At 44.7% G+C, this 18,068-nt stretch carries 15 protein-coding genes; 8 read left to right on the forward strand and 7 right to left on the reverse strand.

All coding sequences use genetic code 11. The features are described from left to right. Nucleotides 1–10 precede the first annotated feature (10 nt). Both KCV09_RS00635 and KCV09_RS00640 read right to left on the reverse strand, forming a co-directional pair. On the reverse strand, nt 11–1,162 hold the full coding sequence (locus tag KCV09_RS00635) for a PilT/PilU family type 4a pilus ATPase (protein WP_053469784.1): 1,152 nt from the start codon (nt 1,160–1,162) through the stop codon (nt 11–13). 32 nt (nt 1,163–1,194) lie between these two features. After that, entirely contained in the window at nt 1,195–2,229 is a 1,035-nt protein-coding gene (locus KCV09_RS00640) for a type IV pilus twitching motility protein PilT (RefSeq protein ID WP_004935479.1), read from the reverse strand. Nucleotides 2,230–2,354: 125 nt separating this feature from the next. On the opposite strand from KCV09_RS00640, the gene KCV09_RS00645 reads away from it, so the two are divergent. Next, a complete protein-coding gene (locus KCV09_RS00645; RefSeq protein ID WP_025095909.1) occupies nt 2,355–3,047 on the forward strand; it encodes a YggS family pyridoxal phosphate-dependent enzyme in 693 nt (230 codons plus the stop codon). A 105-nt stretch (nt 3,048–3,152) separates the two neighbouring features. Next, a complete protein-coding gene (locus tag KCV09_RS00650; RefSeq protein ID WP_104124524.1) occupies nt 3,153–3,998 on the forward strand; it encodes an undecaprenyl-diphosphate phosphatase in 846 nt (281 codons plus the stop codon). Nucleotides 3,999–4,092: 94 nt separating this feature from the next. Here KCV09_RS00650 and KCV09_RS00655 read toward each other — a convergent pair whose 3' ends face one another. From KCV09_RS00655 to KCV09_RS00665, 3 genes are all read right to left on the reverse strand, one after another. Next, the gene (locus KCV09_RS00655) at nt 4,093–4,884 is read right to left on the reverse strand and encodes a transglutaminase-like domain-containing protein (RefSeq protein WP_076032902.1); all 792 of its coding nucleotides are present in this window, start codon (nt 4,882–4,884) and stop codon (nt 4,093–4,095) included. Between the two features lie 180 nt (nt 4,885–5,064). Then, nucleotides 5,065–8,661, reverse strand: coding sequence for an AAA family ATPase (locus KCV09_RS00660; RefSeq protein ID WP_212515379.1), 3,597 nt, complete (start codon nt 8,659–8,661; stop codon nt 5,065–5,067). A gap of 9 nt (nt 8,662–8,670) precedes the next feature. Further along, a complete protein-coding gene (locus KCV09_RS00665; RefSeq protein ID WP_111812735.1) occupies nt 8,671–9,921 on the reverse strand; it encodes an exonuclease SbcCD subunit D in 1,251 nt (416 codons plus the stop codon). A gap of 121 nt (nt 9,922–10,042) precedes the next feature. Here KCV09_RS00665 and KCV09_RS00670 point away from each other — a divergent pair, with 121 nt between their 5' ends. From KCV09_RS00670 to KCV09_RS00680, 3 genes are all read left to right on the forward strand, one after another. Next, a complete protein-coding gene (locus KCV09_RS00670; protein ID WP_076032899.1) occupies nt 10,043–10,516 on the forward strand; it encodes an OsmC family protein in 474 nt (157 codons plus the stop codon). 327 nt (nt 10,517–10,843) lie between these two features. Further along, entirely contained in the window at nt 10,844–11,290 is a 447-nt protein-coding gene (locus KCV09_RS00675; RefSeq protein WP_048763854.1) for an ABZJ_00895 family protein, read from the forward strand. A 71-nt stretch (nt 11,291–11,361) separates the two neighbouring features. Then, complete coding sequence (locus KCV09_RS00680) at nt 11,362–12,267, forward strand: TIGR01777 family oxidoreductase (protein ID WP_004945893.1); 906 nt, start codon at nt 11,362–11,364, stop codon at nt 12,265–12,267. Here KCV09_RS00680 and KCV09_RS00685 read toward each other — a convergent pair. Beyond that, on the reverse strand, nt 12,264–13,391 hold the full coding sequence (locus KCV09_RS00685; RefSeq protein WP_171402673.1) for an NAD(P)/FAD-dependent oxidoreductase: 1,128 nt from the start codon (nt 13,389–13,391) through the stop codon (nt 12,264–12,266). The genes KCV09_RS00680 and KCV09_RS00685 overlap by 4 nt on opposite strands. 29 nt (nt 13,392–13,420) lie before the next feature. Next, complete coding sequence (hemB, locus tag KCV09_RS00690; RefSeq protein WP_004935513.1) at nt 13,421–14,434, reverse strand: porphobilinogen synthase; 1,014 nt, start codon at nt 14,432–14,434, stop codon at nt 13,421–13,423. Between the two features lie 109 nt (nt 14,435–14,543). Between hemB and KCV09_RS00695 the strand changes: the two genes are divergently transcribed. The 3 genes from KCV09_RS00695 to KCV09_RS00705 all read left to right on the forward strand — a co-directional run bounded on the left by KCV09_RS00695 (nt 14,544) and on the right by KCV09_RS00705 (nt 18,044). Beyond that, nucleotides 14,544–15,041, forward strand: a complete 498-nt coding sequence (locus KCV09_RS00695) for a thioesterase family protein (RefSeq protein ID WP_004935516.1) — start codon at nt 14,544–14,546, stop codon at nt 15,039–15,041. A gap of 327 nt (nt 15,042–15,368) precedes the next feature. Further along, nucleotides 15,369–16,505 carry an HlyD family secretion protein gene (locus KCV09_RS00700; RefSeq protein ID WP_119690793.1) on the forward strand — a complete coding sequence of 379 codons (1,137 nt, stop codon included), beginning with the start codon at nt 15,369–15,371 and terminating at the stop codon, nt 16,503–16,505. A gap of 6 nt (nt 16,506–16,511) precedes the next feature. Continuing rightward, entirely contained in the window at nt 16,512–18,044 is a 1,533-nt protein-coding gene (locus tag KCV09_RS00705; RefSeq protein WP_004935520.1) for a DHA2 family efflux MFS transporter permease subunit, read from the forward strand. The last annotated feature ends 24 nt before the right edge of the window (nt 18,045–18,068 follow it).

Consider the following 18,068-nt stretch of genomic DNA (forward strand, 5'->3'; position numbering starts at 1 on the left):
GCCCTTTTTTTCATTTTAGATCATGACGTTGACCGTCAAAGGTGATTTTTCGATCGACTTCAAGCATTTTTTCTTTTTGATCAATTGCGGTATTGGCTTCTTGAGAAAGTTTGATCTGCAAACGCAGATTGTTGGGTGAGTCGGCATGTTTGAGTGCATCGGCATAACTGATTTGTCCGTGTTCGTGTAATTCAAACAAGGCCTGATCAAAGGTCTGCATCCCCAGTTCACCAGAGCGTGCCATCAGTTCCTTAATTTTATAAATCTCACCTTGGCGAATGTAATCCGACATCAAAGGTGAATTGATCATCACTTCAACGGCAGCACGGCGACTTTGACCATCAGGCGTAGCAATCAGCTGCTGAGAGATGACGGCTTTTAAGTTAAGTGATAAGTCCATCAATACCTGCTCACGCCGATCTTGCTCAAAAAAGTGAATGATACGCTCTAAGGTCTGATTGGCGTTGTTGGCATGTAAAGTTGCAAAAACCAAATGCCCGGTTTCGGCAAATGCCAGTGCATAATCCATGACTTCACGTGTGCGGATTTCACCAATCAAAATAACGTCTGGTGCTTGGCGTAACGTATTTTTTAAAGCCACTTCGTAGGAATCAGTATCAATACCGACTTCGCGCTGCGTAATAATACAGCCAGCATGTGCATGTATAAATTCAATCGGATCTTCAATGGTAATAATATGACCGCTTGAGTGTAGATTACGGTGATGAATCATCGACGCAAGCGAAGTGGATTTTCCTGTTCCTGTTGCACCAGAAAACAAAATAATACCGCGTTTAGTCAAGGCCAAGTCCTTGAGAATCGGTGGTAGCTGTAGTTGATCTAGCGTCGGAATTTTGGTTTCGATGCGGCGGATAACCATGCCGGGTAAATCACGCTGCTGAAAGGCACTTACACGAAAGCGCTCAGTACGTTCGCGGTTTAAAATGGCGAAATTACATTCATGGGTTGCCATGTACTCATCGCGTTGCTTTTGCGTGGTGATCGAATCAATCAACTGCGCGATCATGTCACCGTCTAATTTGGTTTTGGAAACCGGGGTAATTTTGCCATTAATTTTTAATGATGGCTCAACACCAGCCGTAATGAACATATCGGAGGCTTTGTGGGTTGCCATTAAATTGAGTAAATCATTAAAGTCCATGCGGTGCTTCCTGATGGCTTTGTGTTGTTGTTTTATAAGGATTCTGGTGATTTTGCCACGGCGCGTGCCGTTGGTAAGTTAATGATGCCTTTGGCGACCAGTTGTTTAAGACTTTGATCGAGCGTGGTCATGCCATGGCTTGCACCCGTTTGAATCGAAGAATACATTTGCGCAACTTTTCCTTCACGGATCAAATTACGAATGGCCGGAATACCAATCATAATTTCATGTGCTGCCACACGGCCGCCACCTTCTTTTTTTAACAAGGTTTGTGAAATAACCGCCTGAAGGGATTCAGACAGCATGGTACGAACCATATCTTTTTCCTCTGCGGGAAATACATCGATAATTCGATCAATGGTTTTGGCTGCCGAGGTCGTGTGTAGCGTACCAAACACCAAATGTCCGGTTTCTGCGGCAGTCAATGCCAAGCGTATGGTTTCCAGATCACGCATTTCCCCCACCAGAATGATATCGGGATCTTCACGCAGTGCTGAGCGAAGTGCCTCATTAAAACCAAGTGTATCGCGGTGCACTTCGCGCTGGTTGATCAGGCATTTTTTGGGTTCGTGTACAAACTCGATCGGATCTTCAACCGTTAAAATATGATCATAGCGATGATGATTAATATAATCGAGCATGGCGGCAAGGGTGGTCGACTTCCCCGAGCCTGTTGGGCCGGTCACTAACACCAAGCCGCGCGGATAGTCACAGATGTCTCTGAAAATTTTTCCGAGTCCGAGTTCTTCAAGCGTCAATACCTGTGAGGGAATGGTTCGAAAAACGGCACCTGCACCACGGTTCTGATTAAACACATTGACACGAAAACGGGCCAGATTTGGCACCTCAAAGGAAAAGTCGGTTTCGAGCTTTTCTTCGTAATCGCGGCGCTGTTTGTCATTCATAATGTCGTAAACCAGCCGGTATACTTCGGAATGTTCAAGTGCGGGGAGGTTAATGCGTCGAACTTCACCATCGACGCGAATCATGGGTGCCAAACCTGCAGACAAATGTAAATCAGATGCTCTGTTTTGGACTGAAAATGCCAGCAGTTCGGTTATATCCATATTTCCCCCAAAAAATCGTTAAAATCTTTCATTATTTTGTAGAATATTAAGTGCTTTTCCCAAAGCTTAACAACATTCAAGGCCGAGGTTAAGTAAAAAATATGTTTGAAATGAGAACCCTGTCAATGAATCCGTTTAAAGATGCGCGAAATCACGTTATCGATCAAATCCAGTCGGCTTGTGCGCGAGTACAGCGTGATCCGGCAACGGTCGAATTACTGGCAGTATCAAAAACACATCCAAGTTCGGCGATACGCGATATGTACGAGCTTGGTCAGCGTTGTTTTGGTGAAAACTATTTACAAGAGGCGCTCGATAAAATTCAGGCACTCAAAGACTTAAATATCGAGTGGCATTTTATTGGCCATGTTCAGCGCAATAAAACCAAATCGCTTGCGGAACATTTTGATTGGGTGCACGGGGTCGATCGTTTGATTATTGCCGAGCGCCTGTCATCGCAGCGCGCCGAGCATGCGGCTGATTTAAATATCTGTCTTCAGGTCAATATTGATCATCAGCAAACAAAAGATGGATGCCAACCTGAGGACGTCGCGGAACTAGTACAAACTATTAGCCGCTTACCCAAGCTGAAGTTACGCGGAATTATGGTCATTCCTGCACCGGAGCATGCAGAGGCTTTTGAGGCAGCCAAAACGCTTTTTGATGCTGTCAAAGCCCAGCATGCACATCCTGAACAGTGGGACACCTTGAGCATGGGCATGTCGGCAGATTTGGATGCTGCCATTGCAGCAGGCTCGACCATTGTACGCATTGGTACGGCTTTATTTGGTGCACGTGACTATAGTCACGGTGTATAAATCTGTAAATTTGATATATGAAATATTTGTGATCATTGAGATTTTTTAATTCAGATTTAATGGTTGGCTCGTATACCACTAACACTGGTTTTCACGAGACATTTCATGGATCTTTTGCATGTTTTTATTTTAGCGGTGATACAGGGGCTGGCGGAGTTATTGCCAGTTTCTAGCTCTGCCCATGTGATCTTGGCAGAAAAGCTGATGGGTTTCGACCCTTCGGCACCAAATATGACTTTTTTGCTGGTGATGCTCCACACAGGCACCATGTTTGCGGTCATTGTGTATTTTTGGCACTCATGGAAAAAAACCTACTTTTCTGATTGGGCGTCATTTAAGCAGCGCGCTTGGTATGTGTTACTGGCAACTGCCATGACGGGTGTATTGGGACTTTTGTTGCAATCACTGATTAAACACGTATTTTTTGGTGGGGCGAGTAGCTTTGAAATAGAGCATTTATTCAGCAATGCCAAATTAATGGCTGCTGCACTTGCTGCGGCAGGTGTATTGATTATTTTATCTTCTCGTTTGGATCGTGGTCAGCAAGGTGATGTCCGTTTGCCAAGTGCCATCATCATCGGTGCGGTACAGGCTTTGTGTCTGCCTTTTCGTGGTTTTTCTCGTTCGGGTGCCACCATTTCCACAGGTTTGTTTTTGGGAATTTCCCGTCAGAAAGCAGAAGAGTTTAGTTTTGCTCTGGCGGTAGTTTTAACCCCAGCGGTAATTGCTAAAGAGCTGTTACGCTTGTTGCATGCCCAACAGACCACCACTGGTACAGCACATCTGACCTTAAGTAGCTTATTTTTGCCGAGCTTGTTTGGAATGGTTTTTAGCTTTCTAACGGGGTTGTTGGCACTGAAGTGGCTTTCGGCGTGGCTGGAGCATGGTCGCTGGTATTTATTTGGAATCTATTGCTTAGCCTTTTCGGGTGTGGTGTTGGCATTGGCTTAGATGTGTGCTTTTACAAAATACGTTGGAGAGCATAGGTTCTCCAACGTATTTTATTTTTATAAGTATTTGTTCAATTGAACGTTGAATACATGATTTAAGACTCAACACGTTCGATAGCAGGTTCAATCGATAACAGTTCGATTTCACCAAATACCGTGGCAAAAGGAACGTCTTTGGCATCGAGTCCAGTGCCGATTCGAACAAACTGATCGATAGGCCCCATGCGTGTGGCATCGAATAATACCCATTGATTTTCAAGATACACTTCAAAGATGGCATGGAAGTCGGGATCTGCATTGTAGAACGGCATGTAACCCACCACAAAGCGCGCAGGAATATTTAAGGCACGGCAAATCGCAATACCTAAGTGAGCAAAATCACGACATACACCTGCACGATTGACCAATATATCGCGCGCTGTGGTGGTACTGTCGGAAGATCCAGCTTGATACACAATATTGTCATGAATCCAGTCACAGATGGCTTGCACTCGTGCATAACCTTTGGGCAATTCACCAAAAGTATTTTGTACCATAGTGCCAATCAGATCTGATTCGCAAAAGCGGCTTGAACCCAGATAAAACAGCGTATAAGACGGCAATTCATGAATTTCACATTCGCGTAATGCGGTATTACGCTCAGGAATATGCGTATCTACGTCGGCATGATAAGAAACACGCAGTTCACCTTCTGGTGCGTGTAACCGAATCAGGCGATTTAATCCGCCGTCGCGCTCATATTGCTCGAAATCGAGCTGAGGTTGAAACTCAAATGACTCCTGCTTACAGGTTTGCCATGGATGATTGGCTGCTTCAAACTGAAAAATAAATTCGGTCGCTTGAATCACCCGGTAATGGAGATGACAGTCAATTTTAAAGCTAGGCATATTAAAGAACTCAAAGAAAAAATAAGATTTAATTCTTCTTCATCTAAAAAATTGATCTTTATTGTTGTCAGAAGAGATCATTTTTTGTTTTGAATCTGAATGAAAATCAAAGCTATCAGTTCTGATGAGTTTTTCAATTGTTGCTCCACCCAAAATGCGTTGTACAAAGGTAAAGCGTGTTTAGCCCACCACCTGAATTCGACTTGAACCTGAACCCAGTGGTTGTACCTGAATCTGGACTGGAATTCGTTCGTGCATATCCTGAATATGAGAGATCAGTACTACCTTACGACCTTGACTTTGCAACTGATCGAGTGCATTCATCACCATATGCAATGAAGATGCGTCGAGCGTGCCAAAGCCTTCATCGATAAACAAGGATTCGATTTTCATCGATCCAGAGGCCATATTGGCAATTGCCAGTGAAATGGCCAGCGCAGTAAGAAAAGACTCACCACCAGAAAGTGAGGCCACAGCACGTATTTCACCGTCCATATCATGATCGACAATGGCGAGACTCAGTGAGTTTTCTAGCCGTTTTAGCGTATAGCGCTGTGAAAGCTGAGTTAGTTGCTGATTGGCATATTCAAGCAGAATATCCAGATTATATTGCTGCGCCAGATCTCGAAATTCTTTACCCTTGGCATCGCCAATCAGGCTTGAGATTTTGTGCCAGCGATGCTCTTGTTGCTGGATCAGTTGAATTTGTGCTGCAAACTGCTGCTGCTTGATCAGATTTTGCTGATGTAACTCGAGTTTTATTTTTAAATCGTCACGCTGATCTGTACATTGCTGTAAAGCCACTTGATTGGTGGCAATCTGCTCAGATAACTGCGCAGCCTCTATCTGAGGCGTTGCCTCAAGATGTATATCGAGCTGATGTTGTAGTGTGTTGAGTGCAGAAATAGCCTCGCTCAAGCCACGATCTGCGTGTTGGATGGCTTGGCGAATCTGCTGTTCTTGAGAAGATGATATCGCCAGTAATGCTAGCAATTGATCTTCTTCAAAAAGAGGCTGCTGTGCCAGCCATGCATTGATTTCAGTGGTGCATTGTGTCAGTGAGTCATGTTGTTGCTGTTGCTTGGCCTTTAATTGCTCGAGCGCATTTTTATGCTGTTCAAAACGTTCGCGTGCGAATTCAAAGCTTTGTTTAATCTGTTGATACTGCTGCTGCAATTGCTGGCGCTGCTGATCATGCTGTAGTAACCATTCATTGGCTTTAAGGTTTGTCGAAGCTGTCATGGTGATGATGAGCTGGTTGGCAGCTTCAGTATTTTGTTTACCCATCGTCTCAATGTCTTTTAATTGCTGCGTACATTCTGTGTGCTGCGCATTGAGCCCGGCGAGATTGGATTTTAATAATAGTAACTGCTGATGTTGTTGCTCTTTGTGTTTAACTAAGCGTTCTGTTTGTTCGAGCAACTGGCTCCGTTGTTGTAGTGCATTTAATATAGTTTGTGAAAATGTCACGCCATGCGTGTACCAAGCCGATTTATCCTCGGTAGTTAAGCACGCGACAATATGCTGAACGTGTTGTTGTAATTGATCGACCGTCTCAAGCTGATGGCTGGTGTGCTGAATACGTTGACTCAGCTGATGTTGCTGTTTACTGGCTTGCTGGAGTTGATGTAACTCATGCTCAAGCTGCTGTTGCTCCTGAGAGGCCTTTTGCATTAAAGCATCAAGCTGAGCGTTCGCCTCTTGTTCAGCCAAGCGCAAGTCGAGCTGTATATTGCACGCCAACAAATGCTGCTGTAATTGCTGTTCATGCACATTTTGTTTTTCATGCAGTTGCTGTAAATCGTCTTGCAATTGCTTGAGCTGGGTTTGACTTTGCGTGTACTGCTGCTGCGTTTTTTGCCAAAGGTCGAAAGACTGTTGTTCCTGCTCAATGGCTTGTTGTTCTTGTTGTTGCTGGAGTTCATACAACGCTTTGGAGAGCTGACTTTGATCTTCACGATAAGGATGTTCGGTACTGCCACACACTACGCAAGCTTCACCGTGTTTTAGCGCTGCGCGTAAATGTTCAATGTTTTCTGCGTGGAGCAAACGTTGCTGTTGCAATATCTGCTGAATTTTTTCGCGCTCTTGCTTTGCCAACACATAGGCTTGTTCGGATGTGTGGGTCGATGCGTCTAATTGTTGATTGTGCTGTTTGATTGTCTCAAATTTATGTTTCAGGCTAGTCATTTCATTGTTTAATTCGAAATAACGCTGAATTTTTTGCTGTGTACTGTGTAAATGGTTGCTATGAACCTGCTGTGCTTGTTTGCGTTGTTGTTTACTCTCGATATGCAGATCAATTTGTGCTGGAGTACCAAACTGCGATATTAAAGCATTTAATTCAGCCTCATCATGCTCAAGCTGCGTTTGTGCATCCCGAATAGAACCTAAACTCTGTTCTACTTTTTGGTACTGCGTAATAAATTGGCTCAACTGCTGCATGTGCGCATTTAAGCCTTGGTCTAGTGGGGCGTACTGAGCACTATTTTTTAATTGTTCGATGCTTGCTGTATGTTGTCCATTAAGCGTGTGAATGGTTTGCTCTAATTGCTGCTGTTGCTCAAGCAATGGCTGTTGCTGGCTTGTAATTTGGGTTAAGCGATGTCTGGTTTTGTTATAGTCTTCTTTAATATGCTCGCGTTTTTGCAAATGACCGCGCAAATCGGCAAGCTCTTTTTGATACTTTTGTTCAAAGGCTTGAAACTGATGTAGGCTTTGTTCGACTTGGCTATAGCGCGTTTTTTCTTGCTCGAATTGTGTGCTTAGGGTATTGAACTCGGTGTGCTGAAGTTGAATTTGTGGAATGAGTTGTTGTAGTGTTTTTTGGATCTGCTGCTGCTGAAATACAATGGGACGTATCTCAGAAAATGTTTCTAACTGGCTCAGCAACAGGCGATCTTTCTCAAGGCTTTCTTGTGCTTTAAGTTGTACATCGTAATGTTGTTGTTTTAAGCGGATATCCTGATCAAGTTTATCGCGTTGCTCAAACCATTGCTGTTGTTGTCTGAATTGCGTCTTTGCTTCTTCAAGCCGCACCACCTGTTGCTGAACCGATTCAAATTGCGCTTGTAACTCAGCTACTTCCTCATCTGAGCGTATCTCGATATAGCCCAAATGACTTTCTAAACTTTTACGTTGATTGCTGATTTCTCTGGTTTTTTCAAATGCCAGTTGTCCAATTTTAGCAAAAATCGCCGAGTTGGTCAGGTATTCAAGCAGCTCACCCCGTTCGGTGTTACGTGCTTTTAAAAAAGCCGTCACCTCAGATTGCGCCAGCAATACCGCACGGGTAAATTGCTCAAAACTGAGCTGCGTGATGTGCTGTATATGTGACTCTACCGCTTTGCTTTTGTCTGCAACCACCACGCCATCGGTGAGGCACTTGAGTGAGCGTTGAACATTTTGCAGTTTGCCGGTGGCATTCTCGCGGGCACGTTTAATTTCCCAGCGCGCCATATAATGTTTTTGATCCTGTGCGACAAAGCAGAGTTCAGCAAAACCGTGCGCACAGCCGCGGCGTAAAACGGTCAAAGGGGAGTTGGTCAGGAGCTCGGAGCCATCGACATCGGTAAGCTTGCCATCGCTTTCTTTGAGTCGTGGAATTTTGTTAAATAAAGCCAGACACATGGCATCTAAAATGGTGGATTTACCTGCGCCTGTTTTACCCACAATCGCGATCAGTCCTGCACTAGCCAAAGGCTCAGATTCAAAATCAATGAAATGCTCGTCAGACAAAGAGGCCAGATTTTTGAGTCGGATGGATAAAATTTTCATGAGATGGCTTTAATTCTTTTTAAGTTCTTCAAGTTGTTGTTGTGCCTGCGCAACAAGGCTCATAAAGTCTTTTTTAACGTCATCATCTGCGCTATAGCCTTTTTTGTCCCAAAGTTGTTCAAACAGTTTTTCAGGCGTTGGCGGTTCGAGATGAACCTGTTGCTCTAGACGACGGCTTGATCCATCTGTGGCGTATTGTCTGGAAATCCGAACCAATCGGTAACGGTTTGCAGGCAAAGCCTGTTCAAATTGTTGACGAAGATTCGGCTGAGGTGGTGTGCGGCTGAAATATTCGATGTCGACGTATTCGCGCTGATCAATCTCTTCAATTTCGCCATGTGGGAGTGCTGCCAAGCTTGTTAAAACGTCTTGCAATTCACCTGTAATTTTATGCAGCTTCACGCTTCTTGGCACCAGCAAGGCATCACATTGAAGATGATTGTCTGAAATTTCTGGCTTAATGGTCACATCCATTACTTGGTGCTTATAGTTGATTTCACTAAACGACAGGGGAATAGGGGAGCCGCTATAGCGAATATGGGTCTGACCTACTTTCTGAGGTTTATGTAAATGCCCCAGTGCGACATAATCGATCGCATCTTCAAAGAGTGCTGTAGAAAGCGCTTCTTCATTGCCAATGATAATCGGACGTTCTGAATCTGAGGTTTCACCGCCCTGCATATGCGCATGTGACATCATAATTAAGGCCTGATCATCGGTTTTGCGGCGTTTGGCCTCGGCAATCAGTTGCTGGTGTAAATAACCAATCGCATTTTGACTGTTACTGGTCTGTTCGTTCACGCCCGTAATTTCGGCCGAGCGTAAAAAAGGAAGAGCAATGCACCACGCCACAATCTGTTGTGCCTGATCGTAAATCGGTAAAATCAAGCGATCAAGATTCAAGGTTTTATCTTGATTCCAGCGAATCACACCCACCGCTTTGGCATTGTATTTTTCTAATAACGGCTCGACCTGTTCAATGCGATAACCCGAATCGTGATTTCCTGCAATCATTAAGGTTTGCATATGCGGCGCAAGGTTATGCGCATCTGCCAGAAATTGATAAAGCTGCTTTTGGGCCTGTGAACTTGGATTAATCACGTCAAAAATATCACCCGCTATTAATAAGGCATGAGGTTGTTTGACCTTGATTTGCTCAAGTAACCATGCCAGAAATTGTTCATGCTCGTAGTGGCGGGAGTGATTATAAAAAAACTGCCCCAAATGCCAGTCTGAAGTATGAAAAAAACGCACGGTCATTGCTGATGAACTACCTGTTTTTGAATAGCAGATAAGGTAGCATAAATCACAATCCAATTCAGATGCTACTCAAGTGAAAAGCTGATTTGGTTTTTACTTAAAACAGAACAAGAGATTCATAATGACCATTCATCAATATGATTTAAAAATTCGTTGGATTGGAAACACAGGTGAGGGTACTCAAACCTATCAATCCTATCAACGTGATTTTGTCGTTGAAAGCAAAAACAAGCCCGCAATTCCTGGCTCGGCAGATCCAGCTTATCGTGGAGAGGCTAGCAGATGGAATCCGGAAGATTTGATGGTTGCAGCAGCATCGGCTTGTCATAAATTATGGTATTTGCATCTTTGTGCAGTGAATCATATTTGTGTAGTCGATTATATTGACCATGCATCTGGATTTATGGACGATGCTCATCCTGAAAAACGAGGCCACATCACGCACATTGTTTTAAAACCACAGATTATTTTAAAAGCAGGTGCAAATCTTGATCTGGCACGTCAACTTCATGAGCAGGCGCATCATGAATGTATGATCGCAAACTCGGTGAACTTTCCAATTATGTGTGAAGCTTCTTTTGTATTTAACGCATAGCCTTTAAAATTAAAGCAATAGATTGAAAACTAAAAAATGGTCTTGGATAAAAAAAACAGATCACTAAAAAATAAAGACCGACGATTCGAGTGATGAGAAATCGTCGGTCAAAAACTTTAAATCACGTTTGGCTGCTAACAAAACATATCTAAAGTGGATGTCATAGTGAAAGGTCTCCGATTTACTGCGGATGCCGTGCAATTAAAATCGGTTGCTGCAGACCTTATACCCTTAATAACGAATGACCGACCAAAATGGTTGACAAGAACATGAAAAAAAATTGAAAAAAACATAAAATAAATTTTTATTGTTGATGTTGTGGTGTGCATGACTGCTTTACGCCGTTATTTTATCTGGTTTTTTCTGATCTGTTTACTGACTACCCTCATTGCAGGCGTAGTGGCTGCAATATTGCCAATAGGCGTGGGTGGAATAGTAACAGCCGTACCGTATTTGGTGGCTATGATTGTAGTGCTCTATCAGTTTTTAAAACGTGAAAAACGCGCCCCAACGCAGCAAGAACGAAAAAAACTGACTTTGGGTTTCACCTTAATTTTCTGGGGCTATAACTGCGCTGGCGTATTGCTGGGTTTGTATTTGTTTTCACGAAATGACCCAGAAATTATTCAAAACTTTTTACTGTATTTGCAACAACCTCAATTTGTGAGCCTGATTGCGATTATGGTACTGGTTTTGGCGATTCCACTATATCTGATTACGTACTGGTTTTATGGTAAGCAGGCGCAACGTATGGCCGACAAAATGTTTCAGTAACAGGGTTTTAGTGGATCAATCGAGTGCGTTACACTCAAGCTTAAGAAGAGCAATAAGCAACGTGACAGACTATGAACCAAAAACTTCCAACACTTTTAATTACAGGCGCCTCAGGCTTTATCGGTAGCCATTTATTGCCTTATTTGCTGCATTTGAATTATCGCATTTATGCCCTGACGCGACATTTGGCGCAATCCTTTCAACATGAAAATTTACAATGGATTGACGATTTAAACCAGATCGATCAGCCTCTCGATTATGTGGTGAATCTGGCCGGTGAAAATATTGGACAGCGGCGCTGGACCAAAGCACGTAAGCAAGCCCTGATCGACAGTCGCATCAAGACCACACAACGTGTCTTTGAATGGCTGCTACAGCATCAGCAACAACCAAAGCGGATTGTATCGGCATCTGCCATTGGTTATTACGGCATTGATGAAAGTGAAACTTGGCAACAGGTATGCGACGAACAATCACCACCGCAGTCAATTTTCATGTCTGAACTCTGCCAGCAATGGGAAAAAACTGCGCTGTCGTATACGCAGTTTGATACCAAAATCATGCGCTTGGGCGTGGTATTTGCCAAAAATGGGGGCATTTTGCCACAGATGATGCTGCCAATTAAGCTCAATACAGTGGGTGTGATTGGTTCTGGGCGCCAACCTGTAGTCTGGGTACATATTGAAGACGTGCTGGCGATTATCGAATTTTTACTGCATGTGCAGAGTGAGCAAATTGTGTTTAATGCCGTTGCGCCCGATCACACCACGCAAAAAGCCTTTGTAAAAACCGCCGCTCAGCAAGTAAAACGCCGTCCGTTTCTCCCTGCGCCGGCGTGTTTGTTTAAAACTTTACTGGGTGAACAATCGCAACTTATTTTAAATGGCCAGTTTGTTGCACCCAAAGCGTTATTGGAAGCTGGATATCAGTTTAAATTTCCAGCTTTAGCGCAGGCCCTGCAAGATATTTATCCTTAAACGCTCAGCTCTATTTCGCTGCCCTGAAATAGTCGCTCGGGCGCGTATGGCTTTGGGTCGGTGAAAGTGGGTTGATCAAGCATAAGCTGGCGTAACAATCGTGCAGAGGCTGGCCCCATGCACAGCCCATTTCGAAAATGTCCGGTGTTGAGCCAGAGATTTTCGATATTTGGCAGCATGCCGATATAAGGCACCCCGGTCGGCGAGCTAGGGCGCAAGCCCGCCCATCTTTTAATGACTGGAAACTGTGCCAGTTCAGGCACCATGTCCAAACAGGCCTCTAAAATACGTTGCTGTGTGGATGTGTCGGTGTCGGTGCTGTAGCCACAGTCTGCCATGCTTGAGCCACATACCACATGACCATCTTGTCTTGGAATCAAATACATCACCTGATTCATACACATGGTGGGTAACCAGTGCGCAGGCGTTTTAAATAACAGCATTTGGCCTTGTACAGGGCGTACCGGCAGACGAACGCCCAGTTGATCGCTCCAGAGTTGACTCCATGCACCCGTTGCCAGCACAAACTGGTCGGCGTGAAAAACTTGCCCTGTAGCACTCTTCATGGCCTGTATGCTGTCTTGATCAAATATAAATTTTTCAATGGGTTGATCATCAAAAAACGCAACGCGTGGATGCTGTTTTAAATACTGCACAATCGATTGCAATAGACGCGGATTACGAATATTAGACAGCGCTGAAAAATAAATCGCGTGCTGATATTTATTGGCTATCCATGGATTAATCTGTTCAAGTGCATCACGCTCGACATAGTCAGCGCGTTGCATAGGCTGATGAAAATGCTCGGCATAATCGAGCCCGATTTCAAAATCGGATTCATCGAAAATAAGCATGCCAGTATTATGGATTTCAAAATCAATACCGGTTTGAGGCAGTAACTTTTCATTCCATGTTTGGTACAGGTCTTTGCCATGCTGGGCAAGGGTATTGACCGCATGTGGATAGCGCCACGGATACATCGGTGACAATATTCCACCACCTGCCCATGAGGCAGCCTGACCGGCGCGCTGCTGATCAAAAATCGAGACCTGACAGCCGTGCTCGACCAGTTCCAAAGCGGTTAATAGGCCACTGATTCCAGCACCAATAATGGCAATATGCATGCTCATGTTCGATTCATTCACACGTGAGTTTAGTTCATCTCTTTAAGTTTTTGGGCTGCAACATCTGCAAAGTAAGTCCAGATTCCATCTGCACCTGCGCGACGACAGCTCATGAGTGATTCAAGAATCACGCTTTCGGATAACCAGCCATTTTGAATCGCACCTGCCAGCATGGCGTATTCACCACTGACCTGATAAATAAAAGTAGGCACGCCAAAGGTATCTTTGACTTCACGTACAATATCTAAATAAGGCATGCCGGGCTTAACAATCACCATGTCGGCGCCTTCTTGCAAATCCAGTGCAATTTCATGTAAAGCTTCGGCACGATTCCCTACATCCATCTGGTAATTGTATTTATTACCGCCTTTTAAGTTACTGGCCGAACCGACCGCATCACGAAACGGCCCATAAAAACTTGAGGCATATTTGGCTGAATACGCCATGATATTGGTATAGATAAAGTTATTTTGCTCAAGTGCCTGTCGAATTGCCCCGATACGTCCGTCCATCATATCGCTTGGTGCAATTACGTCGGCACCCGCAGCGGCGTGGCTTAACGCTTGCTTGACCAGACATTCTACGGTTTCATCGTTGAGTACATAGCCGGTGTCATCGATAATGCCATCTTGACCGTGCGTGGTATATGGGTCAAGCGCGCCGTCGGTGATGAGCACCATTTCAGGCAGTTCTTTTTTGAGTAAACGACAGGTTTCTTGTACCAGACCGTCGTCACGCCAAGCAGCTTCAGCACTCAGGCTTTTGTCTTCTTGCGGGGTGACCGGAAAAAGAGCCAGCTTAGATACCCCAAGTTCGAGCAGCTGTTCAGCTTTTTTTAGCAACAGATCTGCTGACAAACGATGAATATTGGGCATACTTGGAATTTCTTGGCGCTGATTTTGGCCAGGCAATACAAATACTGGATAAATGAGATGATGAGGTGTCAGATGCGTTTCACTGACCATGGCGCGCAGTTGATCATTTTTACGGATACGACGCATGCGGGTTGCTGGAAAAGCGGGACGATTGAACGTATAAGTCATAACAATCTCAAGGTTCAGTATTAAACTTGTGGGATATTGTAGACCCATCAGCAGGCATTTGTACAAACTGAATTAGTGTTAACGCAGATTTATCGATATTGAGTGTTTTATGAGTGAATCAACAAAACTATGGACGGGGCATATTCATTTAGGTGAAGAAATTGACCTAAATGTAATTTTAAACCAGTTATGTCATGCGTTTAATCATTCGCCTTTCTTCTCGCACAATGCCATGACCATGCGGGTGGTCGATGGGCAAATTGAAGGTTATTTTGAAATGAAGCCCAGCCTGATTGGCAATGTTGCCTTTCAGATTTTGCATGGAGGGGTTGCCGCAACCTTACTCGATAGCATTGGTGGAATTGTCGCGATGGCAGAAGTTTATAAACGTACTGAAGCTGCGGATATGCCAGAGGCCATCAAAAAAGTATCACGTTTAGCCACTGTCGATATGCGTGTCGATTACTTGGCGCCGGGGCGGGGTAAATTTTTTATTGCGCGGGCGGAAACCTTAAGATTTGGCCGCAAAGGCTGCACCATGCGCATGACCATGTTTAACCACGAGCAAACCCCGATCGCTACTGCGATTGCCTCATATGCCTTTTAAATAGTCACCCAAAATCCACAAATCTGGGCCACAGTCTTGAAGCGCTTTGCTGCGTGGTCGAGCGTTTGTGGGTTAAAAGCAGTACATCAGGTATCAGATTTATTCAAAAAGACTAAGTGCTGTATTCTCAATACATGCGGTTTTGAACGCTCAAGTTATTTTTTTATTCTCAGCATATGAAAAAAATAAGTAGAATTGCAAAATTTTGAAAATATCAATTGTCATCTTGCGTTTCTTTTAAGGTTCAGTTCAGGTTCTCTTCCTAAACTTAAAATTATCTTAAGAACATCGTGGCAATTTTTACTTGAGCTGATTTAGGAATACCCAATGACTGATTCTCCACAGGCTTCTGCATCCGATCAAAATGGGGATGCTTTAAAGGCGAAACGAAAGAAATTATTAAGTATTTTTGCTTTGGTGGTCATTGTTGCCGCGATTGTGTTTGGCATCTGGTATGTGTTTTTCAATCACACTGTGAATACCGATAATGCCTATGTGGGCGCCGACACTGCACAAATTACCTCCATGGTGACAGGGCAGGTGTCTGAAATTTTGGTCAATGATACCCAGCAAGTGCATAAAGGCGATATTCTGGTCAAAATTGATCCGAGAGATGCCGAAATTGCATTGGCAGAGGCCAAAGCAATGCTGGCCAAAGCACAGCGTACCTATCGTCAAACTGCTGCCAATGGACAATCTCTCAATGCACAGGTTCAGGTGAGTGATGACGGCATTGCCAGCGCACAGGCGCAAGTGTTAAAAGCACAGGCCGATTACAATAACGCCTTGGAAGAACTTAAGCGTCGTCAGGTATTGAGCGAATCGGGTGCCATTTCTAAAGAAGAATTAAGCACTGCCCAAACTGCAGCGCGCACAGCCAAAGCGGCTCTTGATGTGGCCAAAGCCGCACTGTCACAATCGCAATCGAATCGTAATGCAGCACAGAGTACATTCGATGCCACACAGGCATTAATTAAAGGCACTTCTGAAGCTTCTGCACCGGATGTACTGAGTGCGCAAACACAGGTTCAAAAAGCACAGCTAGATCTAGATCGTACCGTGATCCGTGCCACAGTCGATGGTGTGATTGCAGGTCGAAGCATTCAGGTGGGGCAGCGTGTTGCACCGGGTACTGTGCTGATGAAAGTTGTGCCAGTTTCGCAGCTTTATGTCGATGCCAACTTCAAAGAAAGCCAGCTTACTAAAGTACGTGTAGGCCAAGCTGCTACGCTGACCTCCGATCTATATGGCGATGACGTGGTATATCACGGAAAAGTCATTGGTTTTTCAGGCGGTACGGGTTCGGCATTTGCACTCATTCCTGCACAAAATGCCACGGGTAACTGGATTAAAGTGGTACAGCGTTTGCCGGTTCGTATTGCACTTGATCCGAACGAACTCAAACAGCATCCTTTGCGTGTGGGCTTGTCGATGGAAGCCACGATTGATTTGTCTAAGAAGTAAGTTCTCATGACAACCCAGATAAAAACTCCATTTGCTGAACTCAGCGGCGCACGACTTTTTCTGGCCGCCTTCGTGATTGCACTGTCAAACTTTATGGTGGTGCTCGATACCACCATTGCCAACGTTTCGGTGCCACACATTACGGGTAATCTGGCAGTTTCTGCCTCACAAGGCACGTGGGTAGTCACATCCTATTCGGTGGCCGAAGCGATTTGTGTTCCACTGACTGGCTGGTTGGCCAGCCGTTTTGGCACTGTGCGTGTGTTTGTCGCGGGATTGATCGGTTTTACCCTGTTTTCTTTTTTATGTGGCCTGTCGACCAGTCTTGAATTACTGGTGCTGTGCCGAATCGGGCAAGGTTTGTCGGGCGGCCCACTCATGCCGCTGAGTCAAGCCTTACTGATGCGAATTTTCCCGAAAGAACAACACGCGCAGGCCATGGGCTTATGGGCCATGACCACGGTATTGGGTCCGATTTTAGGTCCGATTTTAGGTGGGGTGATCAGCGACAATCTGTCATGGCACTGGATTTTCTTCATTAATATTCCGGTCGGAATTATTTGTGTCATGGCAACTTTACGGCTGTTACGTGTTGCTGAAACAGACACTATGCAATTACGTATCGATCGGATCGGATTGTTTTTACTGGTGCTCTGGATTGGCGCGTTACAGTTAATGCTCGATTTGGGACATGAGCACGACTGGTTTAGTAGCAGTCTTATTGTAAGTTTTGGAGTAATTGCGGTACTCGGCTTTATTTTGTTTTTGATCTGGGAAATGACCGATCAACAGCCTGTTGTGAATTTGAGAGTATTTAGGCACCGAGGTTTTACCGTTTCTGTACTGGCGCTGGCCTTTGGATTTGGTGCATTTTTTGGCAGTATCGTACTCATTCCTCAGTGGTTGCAAATGGATTTGGGGTACACCGCCACATGGGCAGGCTATCTGACTGCTACTATGGGGATTGGTAGTATTACGATGTCGCCAATTGTGGCCAAGCTGGCCAGCAAGCATGATCCGCGCGCATTGGCGTGTTTTGGCTTGATCTTGCTGGGTGTTGTGACCTTGATGCGTGCTTTCTGGACATCCGACGCCGACTTTATGGCTTTGGCATGGCCTCAAATCCTGCAAGGTTTTGCGGTGCCTTTTTTCTTTGTACCGCTCTCGAATCTGGCGCTAGCAGCCGTCGAGCCACATGAAATTGCCTCGGCTGCGGGACTCATGAACTTTTTGAGAACCATGGCCGGTGCAATTGGTGCATCGATTGCGGTTACCTTATGGGATGACCACGCCATTGTGTCGCGCAGTGAGTTGGTGTCAAAACTACAGCCGCAAGAGGTACAAAATACCTTAACGCAAAATGGATTTAGCACTGAAACAGCGCTGGGCACCATTTCCAATTTGGTTGATAAAGAATCGATTACATTGGCCACCGATCATGTTTTCTTGGTGTTTTCATTGGTGTTTTTGGTGGCTGGTCTGATTATCTGGTTAAGCCCTAAACCAAAGCATATGATGGAAGGCCCACCGCCGCATTAAGTCATCTTTGTTTTGATCAAACGT

This window comes from Acinetobacter soli (assembly GCF_018139125.1).
Taxonomy (GTDB): domain Bacteria; phylum Pseudomonadota; class Gammaproteobacteria; order Pseudomonadales; family Moraxellaceae; genus Acinetobacter; species Acinetobacter soli.